The 17,621-nt window shown below is 66.8% G+C and carries 14 protein-coding genes; 8 read left to right on the top strand and 6 right to left on the bottom strand.

The window, feature by feature from the left end:
* The first annotated feature begins 147 nt into the window (after positions 1–147).
* The gene (locus tag QP512_RS04230) at positions 148–906 is read left to right on the top strand and encodes a Bax inhibitor-1/YccA family protein (protein ID WP_164082267.1); all 759 of its coding nucleotides are present in this window, start codon (positions 148–150) and stop codon (positions 904–906) included.
* Positions 907–976: 70 nt separating this feature from the next.
* On the top strand, positions 977–1,597 hold the full coding sequence (locus QP512_RS04225; protein ID WP_164082268.1) for a flavin reductase family protein: 621 nt from the start codon (positions 977–979) through the stop codon (positions 1,595–1,597).
* A 3-nt stretch (positions 1,598–1,600) separates the two neighbouring features.
* On the opposite strand, the gene QP512_RS04220 is transcribed toward QP512_RS04225, so the two are convergent.
* The 6 genes from QP512_RS04220 to grxC all read right to left on the bottom strand — a co-directional run bounded on the left by QP512_RS04220 (position 1,601) and on the right by grxC (position 6,259).
* Positions 1,601–2,362 carry a sulfite exporter TauE/SafE family protein gene (locus QP512_RS04220; protein WP_286071082.1) on the bottom strand — a complete coding sequence of 254 codons (762 nt, stop codon included), beginning with the start codon at positions 2,360–2,362 and terminating at the stop codon, positions 1,601–1,603.
* A 25-nt stretch (positions 2,363–2,387) separates the two neighbouring features.
* Positions 2,388–3,296, bottom strand: coding sequence for a LysR family transcriptional regulator (locus tag QP512_RS04215; protein WP_286071081.1), 909 nt, complete (start codon positions 3,294–3,296; stop codon positions 2,388–2,390).
* Between the two features lie 53 nt (positions 3,297–3,349).
* Positions 3,350–4,093 carry an isochorismatase family cysteine hydrolase gene (locus QP512_RS04210; RefSeq protein ID WP_164082271.1) on the bottom strand — a complete coding sequence of 248 codons (744 nt, stop codon included), beginning with the start codon at positions 4,091–4,093 and terminating at the stop codon, positions 3,350–3,352.
* 200 nt (positions 4,094–4,293) lie between these two features.
* On the bottom strand, positions 4,294–5,298 hold the full coding sequence (locus QP512_RS04205) for an isocitrate dehydrogenase (RefSeq protein WP_107229995.1): 1,005 nt from the start codon (positions 5,296–5,298) through the stop codon (positions 4,294–4,296).
* A gap of 281 nt (positions 5,299–5,579) precedes the next feature.
* Complete coding sequence (locus tag QP512_RS04200) at positions 5,580–5,972, bottom strand: carboxymuconolactone decarboxylase family protein (RefSeq protein WP_164082272.1); 393 nt, start codon at positions 5,970–5,972, stop codon at positions 5,580–5,582.
* Complete coding sequence (grxC, locus tag QP512_RS04195) at positions 5,969–6,259, bottom strand: glutaredoxin 3 (RefSeq protein ID WP_049400919.1); 291 nt, start codon at positions 6,257–6,259, stop codon at positions 5,969–5,971. Before grxC ends, QP512_RS04200 begins: the two co-directional genes overlap by 4 nt.
* A gap of 88 nt (positions 6,260–6,347) precedes the next feature.
* Between grxC and QP512_RS04190 the strand changes: the two genes are divergently transcribed.
* The 6 genes from QP512_RS04190 (at position 6,348) to QP512_RS04165 (ending at position 17,522) form a co-directional block, all read left to right on the top strand.
* A complete protein-coding gene (locus QP512_RS04190; protein WP_204323514.1) occupies positions 6,348–8,048 on the top strand; it encodes a M48 family metalloprotease in 1,701 nt (566 codons plus the stop codon).
* Between the two features lie 116 nt (positions 8,049–8,164).
* Entirely contained in the window at positions 8,165–8,854 is a 690-nt protein-coding gene (phoB, locus tag QP512_RS04185; protein ID WP_005408258.1) for a phosphate regulon transcriptional regulator PhoB, read from the top strand.
* 106 nt (positions 8,855–8,960) lie between these two features.
* Positions 8,961–10,292, top strand: a complete 1,332-nt coding sequence (phoR, locus tag QP512_RS04180) for a phosphate regulon sensor histidine kinase PhoR (protein ID WP_087921666.1) — start codon at positions 8,961–8,963, stop codon at positions 10,290–10,292.
* Between the two features lie 4 nt (positions 10,293–10,296).
* Positions 10,297–12,384: a polyphosphate kinase 1 gene (ppk1, locus tag QP512_RS04175; RefSeq protein WP_286071080.1), complete on the top strand. Its 2,088-nt coding sequence runs from the start codon at positions 10,297–10,299 to the stop codon at positions 12,382–12,384.
* Between the two features lie 381 nt (positions 12,385–12,765).
* A complete protein-coding gene (gene ppx / locus QP512_RS04170; protein ID WP_286071079.1) occupies positions 12,766–14,292 on the top strand; it encodes an exopolyphosphatase in 1,527 nt (508 codons plus the stop codon).
* 263 nt (positions 14,293–14,555) lie between these two features.
* Positions 14,556–17,522, top strand: a complete 2,967-nt coding sequence (locus QP512_RS04165; RefSeq protein ID WP_286071078.1) for a TonB-dependent receptor — start codon at positions 14,556–14,558, stop codon at positions 17,520–17,522.
* The last annotated feature ends 99 nt before the right edge of the window (positions 17,523–17,621 follow it).

Here is a 17,621-nt window from a genome sequence, read left to right as displayed (position 1 = left end):
GCTGGTCATTGTGGCCAAGCGCATCATGAACTGTCAACGCGGCGACCCGGACCCGACGCGTGGTACGGCACCACGCGCAGCCATCGGCTATGCTCCCGGTCATCGGCCGGATGGCCGTCCAGCCCCTCATTCGCACGGAGAACACGCATGCGCAGCGGCAACCCGGCTCTTTCCGAGTCGACCTTCCTCGACCTCGCCAGTGGCTCGGTGGTGACCAGCCCCGACCAGGTGATGACCCTCAACGGCACCGCCAACAAGACCGGCATCCTGCTGCTGCTGACCGTGCTGACCGCGGCGTTCGCCTGGGGCCAGTCGGTCGACGAGTACGACCAGGTCATGGACGCGGCCAAGGTGTACGCCATGGGCGGCGCGATAGGCGGCCTGGTGCTGGCGCTGATCACCATCTTCAAGAAGGAATGGTCGCCGGTCACCGCACCGATGTACGCGCTGGTCGAAGGCCTGTTCCTGGGCGCCGTCTCGGCCCTGTTCAACATGAAGTACCCGGGCATCGTATTCCAGGCCGTGCTGCTGACCTTCGGCACCCTGGCCGCGCTGCTGTTCGCGTACCGCAGCGGCATGATCAAGGCCACCGAGAACTTCAAGATGGGCGTGGTCGCAGCAACGGGCGGCATCGCCCTGCTCTACTTGGCCTCGTTCGTGCTCGGCTTCTTCAACATCGATGTGCCGGTGATCCACGATTCCAGCTGGCTGGGCATTGCTTTCAGCCTGTTCGTGGTGGTCGTCGCCGCGCTGAACCTGGTGCTCGATTTCGACTTCATCGAAACCGGCGTGGCCCAGCGCGCGCCGAAGTACATGGAGTGGTATGGCGCATTCGGCCTGATGGTGACCCTGGTCTGGCTGTATGTGGAGTTCCTGCGCCTGCTGTCGAAGATCCAGCAGCGCTGAGCCCCATCAGGTCGTAAACGACAAGCCGTGGTCCGCGAGGGCCACGGCTTCTTTTTTGGAATCCCGCCCCATGCCCCACACCTTCCACAGCTACCGCCCGACCGACGGCCACCGCCTGCCGCACGACCCGTTCAACGCCATCATCGGCCCACGCCCGATCGGCTGGATTTCCAGCTGCGACGCCGAAGGGGCATTGAACCTGGCGCCCTACAGCTTCTTCAACGCCTTCAACTACACCCCACCGATCATCGGCTTCTCCAGCCAGGGCCGCAAAGACTCGCTGCGCAACATCGAAGCGACCGGTGAATTCGTCTGGAACCTGGCCACGTTCGACCTGGCCGAGGCGATGAACGAAAGCTGCCGTGCGGTCGGGCCGGAAGTCGACGAGTTCGCCCTGGCCGGCCTGACGCCACTGGCCTCCACAGAGGTCGCGCCACCCCGCGTGGCACAGAGCCCGGTGAGCATGGAATGTCGCTGCACCCAGATCGTCCGCCTGCGCGATGCCGCCGGCCAGGACACCAACGGCTGGCTGGTGCTGGGCGAAGTGGTCGCTGTGCATATCGATGAACGGTTGCTCGTCGATGGCATCTACGACACCGCCGCGGCGGCGCCGATCCTGCGCGGCGGCGGTCCCGCCGACTACTTCCGCATCGGCGCTGAACAACGCTTCCGCATGTTCCGCCCGGCCTGAATCTCAGCCGCCGGCAGGACGGGACAACAGCACCGGCAGCGAGGAGGCCAGCAGGGCGATGCCGGAGGCGGTCAGCAGGCTCAGCACGACCTGCCGGAAACGCGCTTCGCTGATGCCGATGTAGACCCGCGCGCCCAACAGCGTCGGCACCAGCATCGCCGGTGCAACGATGGCGAAGTACGGCAGCATCTGCCGTGTCACCAGGCCACTCCCGACATAGGTGGCCATGGTCACCGCCAGCATCGCCAGATTGAAGTTCTGGATGACCGCGCGCTGCTCGTCCTTGCCGAAACCGCGCAGCGTGCTCCACAGCGTCGGCACCGGTCCGGCGAAACCGCCGATGCCACTGAGCACGCCGCCGGCCATGCCGGCGATCGCATCGCCCACACGGCCACCCACGGTGATTGGCGGCAATGTGCGCGCCATCAGCATCACCGGGCACCACAGCGCCAGGAAGCCCCCCAGCAGCGCCTTGAACCAGGCCATGTCCAGCTGCGGCAGCACCATCACGCCCATCGGGATGCCGGCCAGCCCGCCCAGCACGAACGGCAGCAGCAGGCGCAGGTTGAAGCCGCGGCGCACGGTGAACACCGCCACCAGCTGGCCAACCAGCGCGCCGAACACCGAAAGCGTCGCCGCCAGCCGCGGCTCCAGCCCCCATGCCCAGAACGACATCGCCACCATGCCGAAGGCGAAGCCGGACAAGCCTTGTACGAATCCGGCGACGATCGCGCCAAGCGCGACCAGCAGATACACCGACTCCATCACCACCTCGGCTGCAACCGCGCGGCTAACCTGCCACGCCCCTCTGTGCAGCGTAGTGCGCCGCAAGGTGCTCGACCAGCGCGCGCACTTTCGGTGCCAGCGCCCGTGCATGCGGATACAGCGCGAAGTAGCGGCGCTGACCGGCATGCCAGGCCGGCAACACGCGGATCAAACGACCGGCGCGCAGGTCCTCCTGTACGGTCAGTGCGGTGAACAGGCTGATGCCCATTCCGGCCAGCGCGGCGGCATACAGCGCGGGCGTGGCATCCACGCGCAGGCGCTGGCCGGCCTCGATGCTCACGCTGGCACCGCGTGGCCCCTGCAGCTGCCAGGGCGGCATTGACGGCGTGGGACTGAATCCCAGCAGCGTATGTTGTTCGAGATCCGCAGCCTGTCGCGGCAGACCACGACGTGCCAGATAGGCCGGCGCAGCAACCAGGATGCGCGGGCAGCTGGCCAGTTCGCGCGCGACCAGCTGGCTGTCCGGCAACGAGGGCGCGATGCGCAGGGCCAGGTCGAAACCGCCCCCCACTACATCGACCAGTTGATCATCGGCCGACAGGTCCAGCGAGACCTGCGGGTAGCGCTGCAGGAACGACGGCAACCACTGGGGCAGCTCCTGGCTGGCGACCACCTGCGGCACGCTGATGCGTAAGGCGCCACTGGGCTGCGCCTGCCCGGCGCGCGCGCGGTCGTCCGCTTCCTGCAGGCGATCGAGCAGTACGCCGGCCTCCCGGTAGTAGTCGCGCCCGGCTTCGGTCAGCGACAGCCGCCGACTGTTGCGGTCGAGCAGGCGAACCTGCAGGTGATCTTCCAGCTGCCGCAGTTGCCGTGACATCGCCGAGTGAGTCGTGCCAAGGCGTTCGGCCGCAGCGGTGAAGCTGCCGGCATCGACGATGGCGCGCAGCGCACGCAGGGCGGCGAAATGATCCATCAGCGGGCGGCTCCACCTGGCAGGGCCCACGGCATGCGGGCCCTGCCAGCTTATCAAGCGCCGTCGCCGGCCTTGCGCACCGGCAGCGCCAGGATCGCGTCGGTACGCATGACATCACCGAAGGTGTCTTCGATCTGCGCCAGCGATGCCTCATGCAGCGCGCGATGTTCGATGCGACGGCCATCGGCCAGGTCCAGGTCACGGCTGGCACTGGCGTCGGATGAGACGATCACGCGGTAGCCGCGCGGTGCAGCGGCGGCATCGCGGGCCGCGCCGGCCACGCAGGCATGGGTCTGCAGGCCAGTGACGATCAGGGTGTCGATGCCAGCCTCCTTCAGCACGGTGTCGAGCACGGCGGCCGAGGCGCCGGCGAACACGCTGACGTTGTCCTTCTGCACCACGGTTTCGCCCTCGCGCGGCTGCAGGTCGCGATGGAAGTCGGCATTGACACTGCCCTGCGCGAACAGCGGCGCGCCGGCCGGCAGCACGTGCTGCACATGGATGACGCGGATGCCATTGGCATCGGCGAACTCGACCACGCGCGTGGCCTGGCGCAGTGCCGCCACGCCATCGGGAATGACCATGCGGCCACCGGCAAAGCCGGGCGCGGCGCTGGCATCGAAGTATTCATTCTGGAAGTCGATCACCAGCACGGCGGTCTTCGCGGCATCCAGCGAGGCCGCGACCGGCGCGCCGGCCATGTGGCGGATGGTGGGATGGGACGGTTCGGCGGCGGCGACCGGGGCGGTGGCGGCCATGCCGATCAGGCTGGCCAGGCCGAAGGCGGTGAGGTTCATAAGAGGGTTCCTGTGCGATGGGTGCGGGGCACAGGATGCGGAGCGATTGGCGCACGAACCAGCCGTGCGGCGGCACATGATCTGTGCGAAAACCGCACAACCGATCATTCCGTCATCCACGCATGGCGTGGATCTACCGGAAAACGCAACGGGGCGCCCGAAGGCGCCCCGCTGGGATCCAACCGAGGTCGACCAGCTGCTTACAGGCGGCTGGCGATGGCCTTGGCGAAGCTCATGGTGGTGCCGGTGCCGCCCAGGTCGCCGGTCAGCGAGTCCTTGGCTTCCATGGTCGCCACGATGGCCTTGCGCAGGCGCTCGGCGTTTTCCGGCTGGCCGACGTGGTCCAGCATCTGCGCGGCTGCCAGCAGCAGCGCACACGGATTGGCCTTGCCCTGGCCAGCGATGTCCGGCGCGGTGCCGTGCACGGCTTCGAAGATCGCCGCGTCCTTGCCGATGTTGGCACCCGGGGCCAGGCCCAGGCCGCCGACGAGGCCGGCACACAGGTCGGAGATGATGTCGCCGAACAGGTTGGTGGTGACGATCACGTCGAACTGTTCCGGACGCATCACCAGCTGCATGCAGCAGTTGTCGACGATCATTTCCTGGAATTCGATGTCCGGGTACTGCGCGGCCACTTCACGGGCGACATTCAGGAACAGGCCCGAGGTCGACTTGATGATGTTGGCCTTGTGCACGGCGGTAACCTTCTTGCGGCCGACGCTGCGGGCCAGCTCGAAGGCGTAGCGCACGATGCGCTCGGAGCCCTTGCGGGTGATGCGGGTGCCGGAGAAGGCGGTCTCGCCATCGGCCGACACTTCCTGGCCTTCGGCCAGGTACGCACCTTCGGTGTTCTCACGCACGGTGATCAGGTCGACGTTGTCGAAACGCGACTTGGTGTTCGGGAAGGTGTGGGCCGGACGCACGTTGGCGTACAGGTCGAAGTGGCGGCGCAGGCTGACGTTGATCGAGGTGAAGCCACCACCGACCGGAGTGGTCAGCGGGCTCTTCAGCGCCACCTTGTTGCGCGCGATCGATTCCAGGGTCACCGCCGGCATCAGGTCGCCGTGCTTTTCCAGGGCCACCAGGCCGGCGTCGGCGTCTTCGTACTCCAGGCCAGCGTTGAGCTGGTCGAGCACGAACAGGGTGGCGTCCATGATTTCCGGGCCAATGCCGTCGCCGCGGATGACCGTAATTTTCTGCGTCATTGATCGATGTTCCGAACAGGGGGAAAAACGCCGTCCGGACGTGCCCGGAAACGCCGGCGCAAAGGAAGTTTCACCGGCAATTATGCCTTAGCCGGGCCCGGCTACCCAAGTAGACCATGGTCCTGACCCCGGCAAAGGCATAATTGCCCGCGCATTCCTCCTCTACCCCCGCCTGTCGGCGCGCCCCTTCAACAAGAAGGGGCTCTTGGGCGGTTGGATCGCGGGAAATGCCCCGGTGCGCGGCCGTGATCCGGTAGCGCCGGGCATGGCCCGGCGCTACCTCAGTGCTCGTGCGCTTCGGGGGCGGCGGCGCCCCCTTCGAGCTGGTCGAGGAAGTCGACCGCGCGGCGCAGGTGCGGGATCACGATCGAGCCGCCCACCACCAGGCCGACCGAGAAGGTCTCGAAGAACTCTTCGCGGGTCACCCCGGCGTCCTTGCACTGGGCCACGTGGTAGCTGATGCAGTCGTCGCAGCGCAGCACCATCGAGGCCACCAGGCCCAGCAGCTCCTTGGTCTTCACGTCCAGTGCGCCGGCCTGGTAGGTCTGCGTGTCGAGCGCGAAGAAGCGGCGCACGACCTGGTTCGGTTCGCCCAGGATGCGCTCGTTCATGCGCTTGCGGAACTCGGTGAACTCGGCGATGCGGTCCTTGCTGCCGTCGTCGGCCGCGCTCATGCCTGGCCCTGCCCGGCCAGCAGCGGCTCGAGCTTGCCTTCACGGTGCAGGGCCATCATGTCGTCGTAGCCGCCGACATGGACATCACCCACGAAGATCTGCGGCACGCTGGTGCGGCGGGTCAGCGCCATCATCTTCTCGCGCTCGACCGGGTCCAGGTCGATGCGGACCTCGGTCCACTGCTGGCCCTTGCTCTTCAGGAAGTTCTTGGCGGCCACGCAATACGGGCAGACGGCGGTGGAATAGATGGTGATGGCGGGGGCACCGCCGGCGGTCTGGGCTGTCACGGGAAACTCCACGATGGATCGACGGTCTACATATGGTACCGGTGCGCTGGAATTTCCACGCCACCGCCGCAACACTGTGGATTAACGAATGGTTGCCCCCTGCCCTGCCACGCTGGGCGCGCCCTGCCCGAGGACCCCCTGCTTGCGAGCCCTGCTGCTGACTACCGCCGTCACCCTGGCCCTGGCCATGCCGCTGGCCCAGGCCCAGGAGAAGCTGCCCGACATCGGCTCCTCGGCCGGCGAGCTGCTGACCCCGGCGCGCCAGGCCGAGTACGGCGCGATGATGCTGCGCGAGCTGCGCAACTACGGCTACCTGCTGGACGACCCGCTGGTGAACGACTGGCTGCAGACAATGGGCACCCGGCTCGGCTCCAACAGCGACCAGCCACGCCAGCCGTACACGTTCTTCGTGATGAAGGACCGCCAGATCAACGCCTTCGCCACGCTGGGCGGCTACATCGGGGTCAATGCCGGCCTGGTGCTGACCGCCGAGCGTGAGGACGAGGTCGCTGCGGTGCTGTCCCACGAAATCGCCCACGTCACCCAGCAGCACGTGCTGCGCGGGGTCGAGCGCGCCCAGCGCGACCAGATTCCGATCCTGCTGGGCATGCTGGCGGCGGTGGTGGCCGCCCAGGCCAGCAACAGCACGTCGTCCGGCAACGCGACGATGGCCGCGATCAGCTCGGGCATGGGCCTGATGCAGCAGCGGCAGATCAACTACACCCGTTCCAACGAGTCCGAGGCCGACCGTCTCGGCATCCGCACCCTGTCGCGCAGCGGCTACGACGTGGATGCGATGGCCGGCTTCTTCGAGCGCATGTCGGCGGCGATGCGCGGCAACGAGGGCGGCTACAGCGTGCCGGAGTTCCTGCGCACCCACCCGGTCAACATCACCCGCATCAGCGAGGCCAAGGCCCGCGCCGAGCAGATGAAGAAGGACACGGTGCTGCTGACCACCAGCACTCCCAGCGGCGAGCGCAAGGAGCGGGTGAATCCGGCCGACCCGGGCCTGGCCGAGCCGCTGCTGCGCGGGAACAACCCGTTGCTGCCCGGCAGCGTGCTGCGCATTCCGATGGGCCAGCTGGCCCGTGGCGCCAGCGGCGACTTCGAGTGGGCACGCGAGCGCCTGCGGGTGCTCAGCGCCGATTCCACCACCGAGCTTGAGCGCGAATACGCGGACATGGCCAAGCGGCAGAAGGACGGCCTCAACGACGCCCAGCGCTACGGCCAGGCGCTGGCGGTCATGCGCGGCGGCCGCAGCGGTGCCGCGCAGGCCCGGCAGACCCTGGCCAGCCTGCTGCAGACCCGTCCGGACAACCTGTGGCTGGCACTGGGCCTGGGCGAGGCCGAATCACGCGCCGGGCTGGGCGCACAGGCCAACACCCGTTTCGAGCAGCTGCTGCGCGAGCACCCCAACAGCCGGCCCGTGGCCCTGACCTACGCGGAGATCCTGAACGAGCAGGGCACCCGCGAGGCCGGCCAGCGTGCACAGGCCATGCTGCGGCCCCTGCTGTCGCAAAGTGGTAACGATCCGGTCTTCCAGCAGCGATACGCCCGTGCCAGCGAGCTGGCCGGCGACAGTGTCCGCGCCAGCGAAGCCTATGCCGAGGCCGCCTTCCTCAGCGGCCGCCCGGAGCAGTCGCTGATGCAGCTGCAGGCGCTCAAACGCAACCCGGCACTGGACTACGTGGGCCGGGCGCGGGTGGATGCGCGCATCGAGGCGATCACCCCCACCGTGCTGGAACTGCGCCGCCAGGGCGTGCAGGACCCGGACCTGGACCGCCGCTGAGCGCTGCATGACCGGTCGATGGCAATCCCGACCGGTTCCGGCCAGACAGTCACAAACATGTCATCAAACCGTAGTCTACTGGCACCACTCCAGTAACCGAGCCCTACGGTGTCCTCGTGCAGAAACGCATCCTGATCGTCGATGACGAGCCCGCGATCCGTGAAATGGTCGCCTTCGCCCTGCGCAAGGGCGATTACGAACCGGTCCACGCCGGCGACGCCCGCGAGGCCCAGACCGCGATCGCCGACCGCGTTCCCGACCTGATCCTGCTGGACTGGATGCTGCCCGGTACCAGCGGCCTGGACCTGGCCCGCCGCTGGCGCAAGGAAACCCTGACGCGCGAAGTGCCGATCATCATGCTGACCGCCCGCGGCGAAGAGAACGACCGCGTCGGTGGCCTGGAAGCCGGTGTCGACGACTACGTGGTCAAGCCGTTCTCGGCGCGCGAACTGCTCGCCCGCATCCGTGCGGTCATGCGCCGCGCTCGCGAGGACGACGAAGACGGCAGCGTGGCGGTCGGCCCGATCCGCATCGACGGCGCCGCCCATCGCGTGTTCGCCAACGACCAGCCGGTGCCGATCGGCCCGACCGAATACCGCCTGCTGCACTTCTTCATGACCCACCCCGAGCGCGTCTACACCCGCGCCCAGCTGCTGGACCACGTGTGGGGCGGCAGCGTGTACGTGGAGGAGCGCACCATCGACGTGCACATCCGCCGCCTGCGCAAGACGCTGGAACCGTTCAACGCCGAGAACATGGTGCAGACCGTGCGCGGCGCCGGTTACCGCTTCTCCACTGCCACCTGAGTCTCGTCGTGCCGGCGCCGCGCACCCGCGGGTGCCGGCGTCGGCAACTCTGCTATAACCCTCGGTTCACCCCAGTGAACCGCCGCACCTCAACGACGAGATCGCAATGCCCCGCCACATCCGCTCTGCCTGGTTGAAGACCCTGGCCACCGTTGCCGCGGTACTGCTGTTCTCCGGACTGGTGGGGTGGTTCACGGGTCACCTGTGGCTGTGCATCGCACTGGGCGCACTGGCCACCCTGGCCTGGCATTACTGGCGCCTGCGCAGCGTGCTGCGCCGGCTGACCGCGCGCCAGCGCTGGGACACCGCCGAGGAAGGCACTGGCGTCTGGAACGAGCTGGACCGCCTGCTGTACCGCAACCAGGTGGAAATGCGCGTTCGCAAGCGCCGCCTGCTCGACATGCTGCGCAGCTACCGCGCCGCCGCCGCCGCGCTGCCCGATGCGGTGGTGGTGCTGGACCGCAACAGCCAGCGCGTGCAATGGTTCAACGAAGCGGCCACCGCCCTGCTCGGCCTGCATCATCCGGGTGATCTCGGCGAGGCGCTGGTCGAGCGCCTGCAGCCGATGCCGCTGGCCCACTGGCTGGCCGGCGGTCGCAACGCCGAGCCGATCCTGGACGTCCCCTCGCCGGTCGACCCGGCGATCCGCCTCAACCTGCGCCTGATTCCCTATTCGTCGGACTACTGGCTGCTGATCGCCCGCGACGTCAGCAAGCTGCTGCGCCTGGAACAGGTGCGCCGCGACTTCGTCGCCAACGTTTCACACGAACTGCGCACGCCGCTCACCGTGGTCCACGGCTACCTGGACATGATGGACCCGGAGGATTTCCCGGGCACCGGTCCGATGCTGGAAGAGATGCGCAAGCAGAGCCAACGCATGGCCCAGCTCGTCGAAGACCTGCTGACCCTGTCGCGCCTCGAATCGCAGGAACACAGCGAGGAAGAGACGGTGGCCATGCAGCCGATGCTGGCCACGCTGCGCCGCGAGGCCGAGGCGCACAGCCAGGGCCGCCACCAGATCAGCATCGACGACCTCGCCGGTGTCGACCTGCAGGGTTCGACCAAGGAACTGCACAGCGCCTTCTCCAACCTGGTCACCAACGCGGTGCGCTACACGCCGGCCGGTGGTCGCATCGCGGTGGAATTCCGCCGCGAAGGCGACGGCGCGGTGCTGGCGGTGCGCGACTCTGGTTACGGCATTCCGGCCACCCACCTGCCGCGCCTGACCGAACGTTTCTACCGTGTCTCCAGCAGCCGTTCCCGCGAAAGCGGCGGTACCGGACTGGGCCTGTCCATCGTCAAGCACATCCTCGGCCTGCACCACGCGCGGCTGGAGATTGAAAGCGAGGTCGGCAAGGGCTCGGTGTTTTCCTGCCATTTCGATGCCGACCACGTGCGCCCGCGCGAGTCCGCCCCCCTGACTTCCATCGAAGAATGACGCCATGAGCAGCCTCGGATCCCTCCCCCTCCCCGTGAGCCCGGACAACGATCCGCTGCGCGACCCGGCGCTCTACATCAACCGCGAACTGTCGCAGCTGGATTTCAACTTCCGCGTGCTGGCGCAGGCGATGGACCCGCAGGTGCCGCTGCTGGAACGCCTGCGCTTCATGTGCATTTCCTGCACCAACCTGGACGAATTCTTCGAGATCCGCGCCGCCGCCGTGCGCCATGCGCAGGAATTCGGCCTGCCACCGGCGCCGGACGGCATGAGCCCGCAGGCCATCCTCACCGCCATCCACGACCGTGCCGCCGAACTGGTGGACCAGCAGTACCGCTGCTGGAACGAGACGCTGCGCCCGGCGCTGATGGACGCCGGCATCGGCGTGCTCGGCCGCCATTCGTGGAACCACCGCCAGAAGCGCTGGCTGCGCGCGTACTTCCGCAACGAGATCATGCCGGTGCTGTCGCCGCTGGGCCTGGACCCGGTGCATCCGTTCCCGAAGATCCTCAACAAATCGCTGAACATCGTGGTGGTACTGAAGGGCACCGACGCGTTCGGTCGCGCCGGCCACCTGGCCATCGTGCGTGCGCCGCGCTCGCTGCCGCGCATCATCCAGCTGCCGGAAAAGCTGGGTGGATCGCAGAACTTCGTGTTCCTGTCGTCGGTGCTGTCCACCTTCGTTGATGAACTGTTCCCGGGCATGGAAGTCCAGGGCGCCTACCAGTTCCGCGTCACCCGCAACTCCGAACTGGTGGTGGACGAGGAAGAAGTGGAGAACCTGGCGCTGGCGCTGCGCGACGAACTGGTCGACCGTGGCTACCGGCCGGCGGTGCGGCTGGAAATCGCCCACGACATGCCGCGGGAGATCGTGCGCACCCTGCTGCAGAACTTCGGCCTGACCGAAAACGCGGTGTACCGCATCGATGGCCCGGTCAACCTCAACCGCATCATCCAGCTGTACGACCTGATCGCACAGCCGGACCTGAAATACCCGCCGATGACCCCGCGCACCCTGCGCGACAGCGACGGCATCTTCGAGACGGCCGCGCGCCAGGATCTGCTGCTGCACCACCCGTTCGATGCCTTCACCGCCGTGCTGGACCTGATCCGGCAGGCGGCGGTGGACCCGAACGTGCTGGCGATCAAGCAGACCCTGTACCGCACCGGCAAGGATTCGCTCATTGTCGATGCGCTGATCCAGGCCGCGCGCAACGGCAAGGACGTGACCGTGGTGGTCGAGCTGCGCGCGCGCTTCGACGAGGAGGCCAACCTGGGCCTGGCCGATCGCCTGCAGGAAGCCGGCGTGCAGGTGGTGTACGGCGTGGTCGGTTACAAGACCCACGCCAAGATGCTGCTGATCGTGCGCCGCGAGGGCCGCAAGCTGCGCCGCTACGTGCACCTGGGCACCGGCAACTACCACAGCGGCACCGCACGCGCGTACACCGATATCAGCCTGATCACCGCCGATCCGGACATCGGCAACGATGTGCACCTGCTGTTCCAGCAGCTGTCCGGGCTGGCGTCGAAGATGAAGCTCAAGCGCCTGCTGCAGTCGCCCTTCACCCTGCACACCGGCATCCTCGGCCGCATCGAGCGCGAAACGCGCATCGCCGCCGCCGGCCGTCCGGCGCGGATCATCGCCAAGATGAACGCCCTGAACGAACCGCAGGTGGTGCGCGCGCTGTACGCCGCTTCGCAGGCCGGCGTGCAGATCGACCTGATCATCCGCGGCGCCTGCACCCTGCGCCCGGGCGTGCCGGGTGTATCGGACAACATCCGCGTGCGCTCGATCGTCGGCCGCTTCCTGGAGCACAGCCGCGTCTACTGGTTCGGCAACGACGGTGCGCCGGAGATGTACTGCGCCAGCGCCGACTGGCTGGAACGCAACCTGCTGCGCCGGGTCGAGACCTGCTTCCCGATCCTTGACCCGGAACTGGCCAAGCGGGTGTACCGCGAGGTGCTGCAGAACTACCTGGACGACAACCTCAACGCCTGGGAGCTGGATGCCGACGGCGTGTACCACAAGCGCGCACCGGCCCACGACGAAGCCCCGCATTCTGCTCAGATGGCATTGATGCAGGGCCTCTGATCCGGTACGTGTCGACCAAGGTCGGCGCGTTTGGACTCATCCACGCATGGCGTGGATCTACCGTGTCGACCGAGGTCGACACCCACCAACAGCCGCACAGCACGCCGTAACAGCAGATCGCAGGGAACTGTCGAAGGCGGGGTGGGTCCGGTTGCGGGGGGCCAGATCAGTCCGCGGCATCGATGCCGCGGCCAAGCCCCCAAGGATGGGTTCACGGCGCCCCCCGCAACCGGACCCACCCCCGCCATCCCACGGATACCCCGCTTTTGACGTTGACGTTGCCTCTGCGGGTGCAGGGCGCAGCCCTGCCGCACTCCCTTCTTCCAAAATGTGAAGGCCGCGCGGTGACGAGCACACCGCCCCTTCGGCTAACATTCGCCCATGCCGCATACCACCACGACTCCGCCCGCATTGCAGGATGGCGACCTGCTGGCCGCCATCGACCTTGGCTCCAACAGTTTCCACATGGTCATCGCGCGCTACACGCTCGGCCAACTGCGGGTGATCGACCGCCTGCGCGAGACAGTGCGCATGGCCGATGGCCTGGATGGCAAAGGTGGACTCTCTTCCGCCGCACGGCAGCGCGCGCTGGAATGCCTGGCCCGTTTCGGCCAGCGCATCCGCAATGTGCCGCCGCACCGGGTGCGCGCCCTGGCCACCAATACCGTGCGCCAGCTGCGTTCTCCCCAGTCGTTCCTGGTCCCGGCCGAAACCGCGCTGGGACACGCCATCGAAGTGGTCAGCGGCCGCGAAGAGGCGCGCCTGATCTACCTTGGCGTGGCCCACGCACAACCTCCAAAGCCCGGCCAGCGCCGGCTGGTGATCGACATCGGCGGTGGATCGACCGAATTCATCATCGGCATGGGCATGCAGACCCTGGAGCGCGAAAGCCTGCAGGCCGGCTGCATCGCCAGCACCCGCCGCTTCTTCCCGGGCGGCAAGCTGAGCAAGAAGCGCTGGAAGGACGCGCTGGCCGAGATCGGCCGCGAGTTCCAGCCGTTCGCCAGCAAGTACCGCGCGCTGGGCTGGCAGGAAGCCCTTGGCTCGTCCGGCACGCACAAGGCGATCAGCGAAATCTGCGCGACCATGAAGCTGAGCAAGGGCGCGATCACCGCCGAGGCCCTGCCGCAGCTGCGCGACGAACTGCTGAAAGCCAAGAAGATCGACGACATCCAGTTGCCGGGGCTGTCCAGCGACCGCCGCCCGATCATCGCCGGCGGCATCCTGGTACTGGAGGCTGCCTTCCAGGCACTGGGCCTGCAGAAGCTGCTGGTCAGCAAGGCGGCGATGCGCGAAGGCATCCTGTACGACATCGTCGGCCGCGCCGGTGAGAACGACCTGCGCGATGAATCGGTGGCCGCGCTCAGCCAGCGCTACGGTATCGACACGGTGCAGGCCGACCGCGTGCAGGACACCGCACTGTCACTGCTGGAGCAGGTGCAGGAACGCTGGCAGCTCGATGCCGACGATGCGCGCATGCTCGGCTGGGCCGCTCGCCTGCACGAGCTGGGCCTGATGATTGCCCACAGCGGCTACCACGTGCATGGCAGCTACGTGCTGGAACACTCGGACATCGCCGGTTTCTCGCGGCAGGAACAGCAGATGCTCGCCGCGCTGGTGCGCAGCCATCGCCGCAGCGTACCCCGGACCGCCTTCGACGCCCTGCCCGAGCGCCTGCTGCTGACCGCGCGCCGGTTGGCCGCCCTGCTGCGCCTGGCGGTGCTGCTCAACCGCGCCCATGAAGACGCCCCGCTGCCGGCGCTGGAACTGACCGCCGACGACAACCGACTGTCACTGATCGTGCCGCAGGCCTTCATCGATGCCCGCCCACTGCTGCGCGCCGACCTGATCGGCGAAACCGACGGCATCGCCGGGCTGGGCATCCAGTTCCGGCCGTTCGTGGCCTGATCCGGCCCGGGCGAGACCCGGGCCGCGCGCAATTCGCGCTGCGCCGCAACATCAACCCACCGTCGCTATAGATGCATCTCATCTGCAAGCCCCCGAATTCCTTCACATTTTCATCACCAGCATGACACGTGGTGAATTATTTCGACACGGGCTATTTACAAACTCTTAACTACCGAGACTAGTATTGGGGCACCGGCGCACTTCCGCTGGGCAATTGGGTGCTTTTTTGGGCATCTCCCTACGTCTTTGAGAGAGAGAACGTAATGACTTCACGTACCGTGCTGGGCAAGGCCATTGCCCACGTCCTGGTGACGACCACCGCCGTGGCCGCGCTGCCGGCCTTCGCCCAGGACAGCGGCAACGCTTCGCCGACCAATCTGGATCGCATCGAAATCACCGGCTCGCGCATCCGCCAGGTCGATGTGGAGACCGCCCAGCCGGTGCTGGCAATGACCCGCGTGGACATCGAGCGCCAGGGCTTCAGTTCGGTCGCCGACATCCTGCAGAACGTGACCGCCATGGGCAGCCCGGCGATCAGCCGCGCCAACGCACTGAGCTCGGGCGAAAACACCGGCGGCACCTACATTGACATGCGCAACCTGGGCGCGCAGCGCACTCTGGTGCTGGTCAACGGCAAGCGCCTGGGCATCAGCACCTCGGGCCTGCAGGACGTGTCCTCGCTGCCGGTGTCGGCGGTGGAGCGCATCGAAGTGCTGAAGGATGGCGCCTCGGCCATCTATGGTTCCGATGCGATGGCCGGCGTGGTCAACATCATCACCCGTTCCAACGTCAACGGCGTGACCGCCAACGTCTACCACGGCCAGTACAGCGAAGGGGACGGCGCGCGCGACCGCTTCGACGTGGTCGGTGGCTGGAGCAACGACCGCGTGTCGCTGACCCTGGCGCTGGAACACTCCGAAGAAAAGGGCGTGTGGGCACGTGACCGCTGGTTCAGCAAGTACGGCACCAGCGACCACAATCCGAAGGATCCCTCCAACTGGACCACGCTGAGCCAGTGGGGCCAGATCACCGGCCTGAAGGGCCTGCCGGGCTGCACCGATGCCCGTCTGGGCTGCGGCTACTCGCTCAACCGTGGTGCCGACCCGACCAACCCGGCCAACTACCACCTGACCGATACGACGCCGTTCACCGGCGACGTCAGCAATGCCAACGATCAGATGCACGTCATGTACCCGATCAAGCGTGATTCGGTGTACTTCGATGGCCGCTTCAAGCTGACCGACAGCATCAACCTGCGTACCGAGCTGGGCTACAACAAGCGTTCCTCCGAGCGCCAGATCGCCGGCTACCCGACCCAGTCCAGCTCGGTGTCCATCCCCAATGACCCGAACGCCACTGGCCAGATGTCCAGGGACAGCTACTTCAACCCGTTCGGCAGCCAGCACGGCTACGCCAACCCGACCGCAGTGTCCTGGAACCGCCGCACCTGGGAAGTACCGCGCGTAAGCACCAGCGAACTGAAGACCTATCGCGCGGTGGTGTCGCTGGATGGCTCCTTCGAGATCGGCCAGCGCTACTTCGACTGGGACGTGGGCTATCAGTACAACCGCAATGAGCTGACCGCCACCGCCACCGGCAACCTGCACAAGAAGCGCGTGCGTGATGCCGTGGGCCCGTCGTTCCTCGACCCGGCCACCGGCAAGGTGATGTGCGGCCGCCAGGGCGCGGTCATCGATGGCTGCAAGCCGTGGAACCCGCTGGTGCCGTTTGGCAAGAACGATCCGTACGGCCTGACCGGCAACGAAGAGCTGCTGTCCTGGCTGTTCCCGGCCGAGAAAACCACCGGCCGCACCACCACCAAGAACGCGTTCGCCAACCTGTCGGGCAGCATCATCACCCTGCCGGCCGGCGACCTGGGCTTTGCCTTCGGCGTTGAGAGCCGCAAGGAAGATGGCCAGTACACGCCTGACGCGCTGGCCCAGACCGGTGCCACCACCAACCTGGCCGCTGGCCCGACCGGTGGCAGCTACACGGTGAAGGAAGCGTACCTGGAGCTCAACGTGCCGATCCTGGCCGACCTGCCGGGCGCCAAGGAACTGAGCCTCAGCGCCGCAACGCGTTTCTCCGAGTACAACACCTTCGGCAACACCCTCAACAGCAAGTTCGGCTTCAAGTGGAAGCCGATCGACCAGCTGCTGGTCCGCGGTACCTGGGCTGAAGGTTTCCGTGCACCGACCATCAGCGACCTGTACGGTGGCGGTTCCGAAACCTTCGCGCAGTTCAGCGATCCCTGCGACACCGTGTTCGGCGCTTCCAAGAACAGTCCGGAAGTCCGCGCACGCTGCGCACGCGACATCGCCGATGCCGGCAACTTCCGTCAGCTGCGCCAGGGCAATACGCCGGTGACCACCGCGCAGGACGCAACGCCGACGCCGTTCGTGTCCGGTTCCAATCCGCAACTGACCCCGGAAACCTCGACCAGCAAGACGCTGGGCGTGGTGTGGAGCCCGACCTTCATCAGCAACTTCAACGTTGCGCTGGATTGGTGGAAGATCCGCATCGACAACACCATCGTCGATGACAGCCCGAACCAGATCCTCACCGACTGCTACGAGCAGGGCATCCAGGCACGTTGCAGCCGCTTCACGCGTGATGCGGCCACCGGCATCGTCACTGGCTTGAGGTTCGGCAACCGCAACGCCGGCTTTGCCGAGACCGAAGGTTACGACCTCGACGTCAGCTACCGCGTCGATACCAGCTACGGCAAGCTGAGCGCTGGCTGGACCAGCACCTATGTCAGCAAGAACATTTACCGTTCCACCAACGATACCGGCGTGGTGCCCACCCCGATCAACGGCGTGGCCAACACCATCGGCACCAACACCAGCCTGGCCTTCCGGGTGCGTTCGAACCTGGTGCTGGGTTGGGATATCGGTGACTTCGGCGTCAGCTGGACCGCGCGTTACTACTCCGGCGTGAAGGAGCGTTGCCTCAACGCCACCCGTTACGCGGATGAGTGCTCCGATCCGGGCTTCATGGCCCCGTGGATCAAGGGGACGCGCGATTACAACGAGCGTGGCGCGGTCACCTTCCATGACGTGCAGTTCCGCTACAACCTGCCGTGGGATGCCACCGTGTCGGTTGGCGCCAACAACGTGTTCGGCAAGGAAGGCCCGGTGATGTACAGCAAGCCGAACTCGTCGTTCTCCTACTACGGCGGCTACGACATCGGTCGTTTCATGTACATGAAGTACCAGCAGCGCTTCTGATCCATCCGCGTTGTTGAAGCTCCACGACCACGGCCCTTCGGGGCCGTGGTTTTTTTTCTGCCCGCAGCGGCCGCGACCGGCGTCATCTGCCGGTCGCAA

It is taken from the genome of Stenotrophomonas sp. 57 (assembly GCF_030291075.1).
GTDB lineage: Bacteria > Pseudomonadota > Gammaproteobacteria > Xanthomonadales > Xanthomonadaceae > Stenotrophomonas.
Note: the sequence above shows the minus strand (reverse complement) of the source record. Positions and strands in the feature narration are given on the sequence as shown.

Excerpts from the sequence above, each read along its gene's own strand:
- QP512_RS04230 (WP_164082267.1), top strand. The coding sequence starts at position 148 with ATGCGCAGCGGCAACCCGGCTCTTTCCGAGTCGACCTTCCTCGACCTC.
- QP512_RS04225 (WP_164082268.1), top strand. The coding sequence starts at position 977 with ATGCCCCACACCTTCCACAGCTACCGCCCGACCGACGGCCACCGCCTG.
- QP512_RS04220 (WP_286071082.1), bottom strand. The coding sequence starts at position 2,362 with ATGGAGTCGGTGTATCTGCTGGTCGCGCTTGGCGCGATCGTCGCCGGA.
- QP512_RS04215 (WP_286071081.1), bottom strand. The coding sequence starts at position 3,296 with ATGGATCATTTCGCCGCCCTGCGTGCGCTGCGCGCCATCGTCGATGCC.
- QP512_RS04210 (WP_164082271.1), bottom strand. The coding sequence starts at position 4,093 with ATGAACCTCACCGCCTTCGGCCTGGCCAGCCTGATCGGCATGGCCGCC.
- QP512_RS04205 (WP_107229995.1), bottom strand. The coding sequence starts at position 5,298 with ATGACGCAGAAAATTACGGTCATCCGCGGCGACGGCATTGGCCCGGAA.
- QP512_RS04200 (WP_164082272.1), bottom strand. The coding sequence starts at position 5,972 with ATGAGCGCGGCCGACGACGGCAGCAAGGACCGCATCGCCGAGTTCACC.
- QP512_RS04190 (WP_204323514.1), top strand. The coding sequence starts at position 6,348 with ATGGTTGCCCCCTGCCCTGCCACGCTGGGCGCGCCCTGCCCGAGGACC.
- phoR (WP_087921666.1), top strand. The coding sequence starts at position 8,961 with ATGCCCCGCCACATCCGCTCTGCCTGGTTGAAGACCCTGGCCACCGTT.
- ppk1 (WP_286071080.1), top strand. The coding sequence starts at position 10,297 with ATGAGCAGCCTCGGATCCCTCCCCCTCCCCGTGAGCCCGGACAACGAT.
- ppx (WP_286071079.1), top strand. The coding sequence starts at position 12,766 with ATGCCGCATACCACCACGACTCCGCCCGCATTGCAGGATGGCGACCTG.
- QP512_RS04165 (WP_286071078.1), top strand. The coding sequence starts at position 14,556 with ATGACTTCACGTACCGTGCTGGGCAAGGCCATTGCCCACGTCCTGGTG.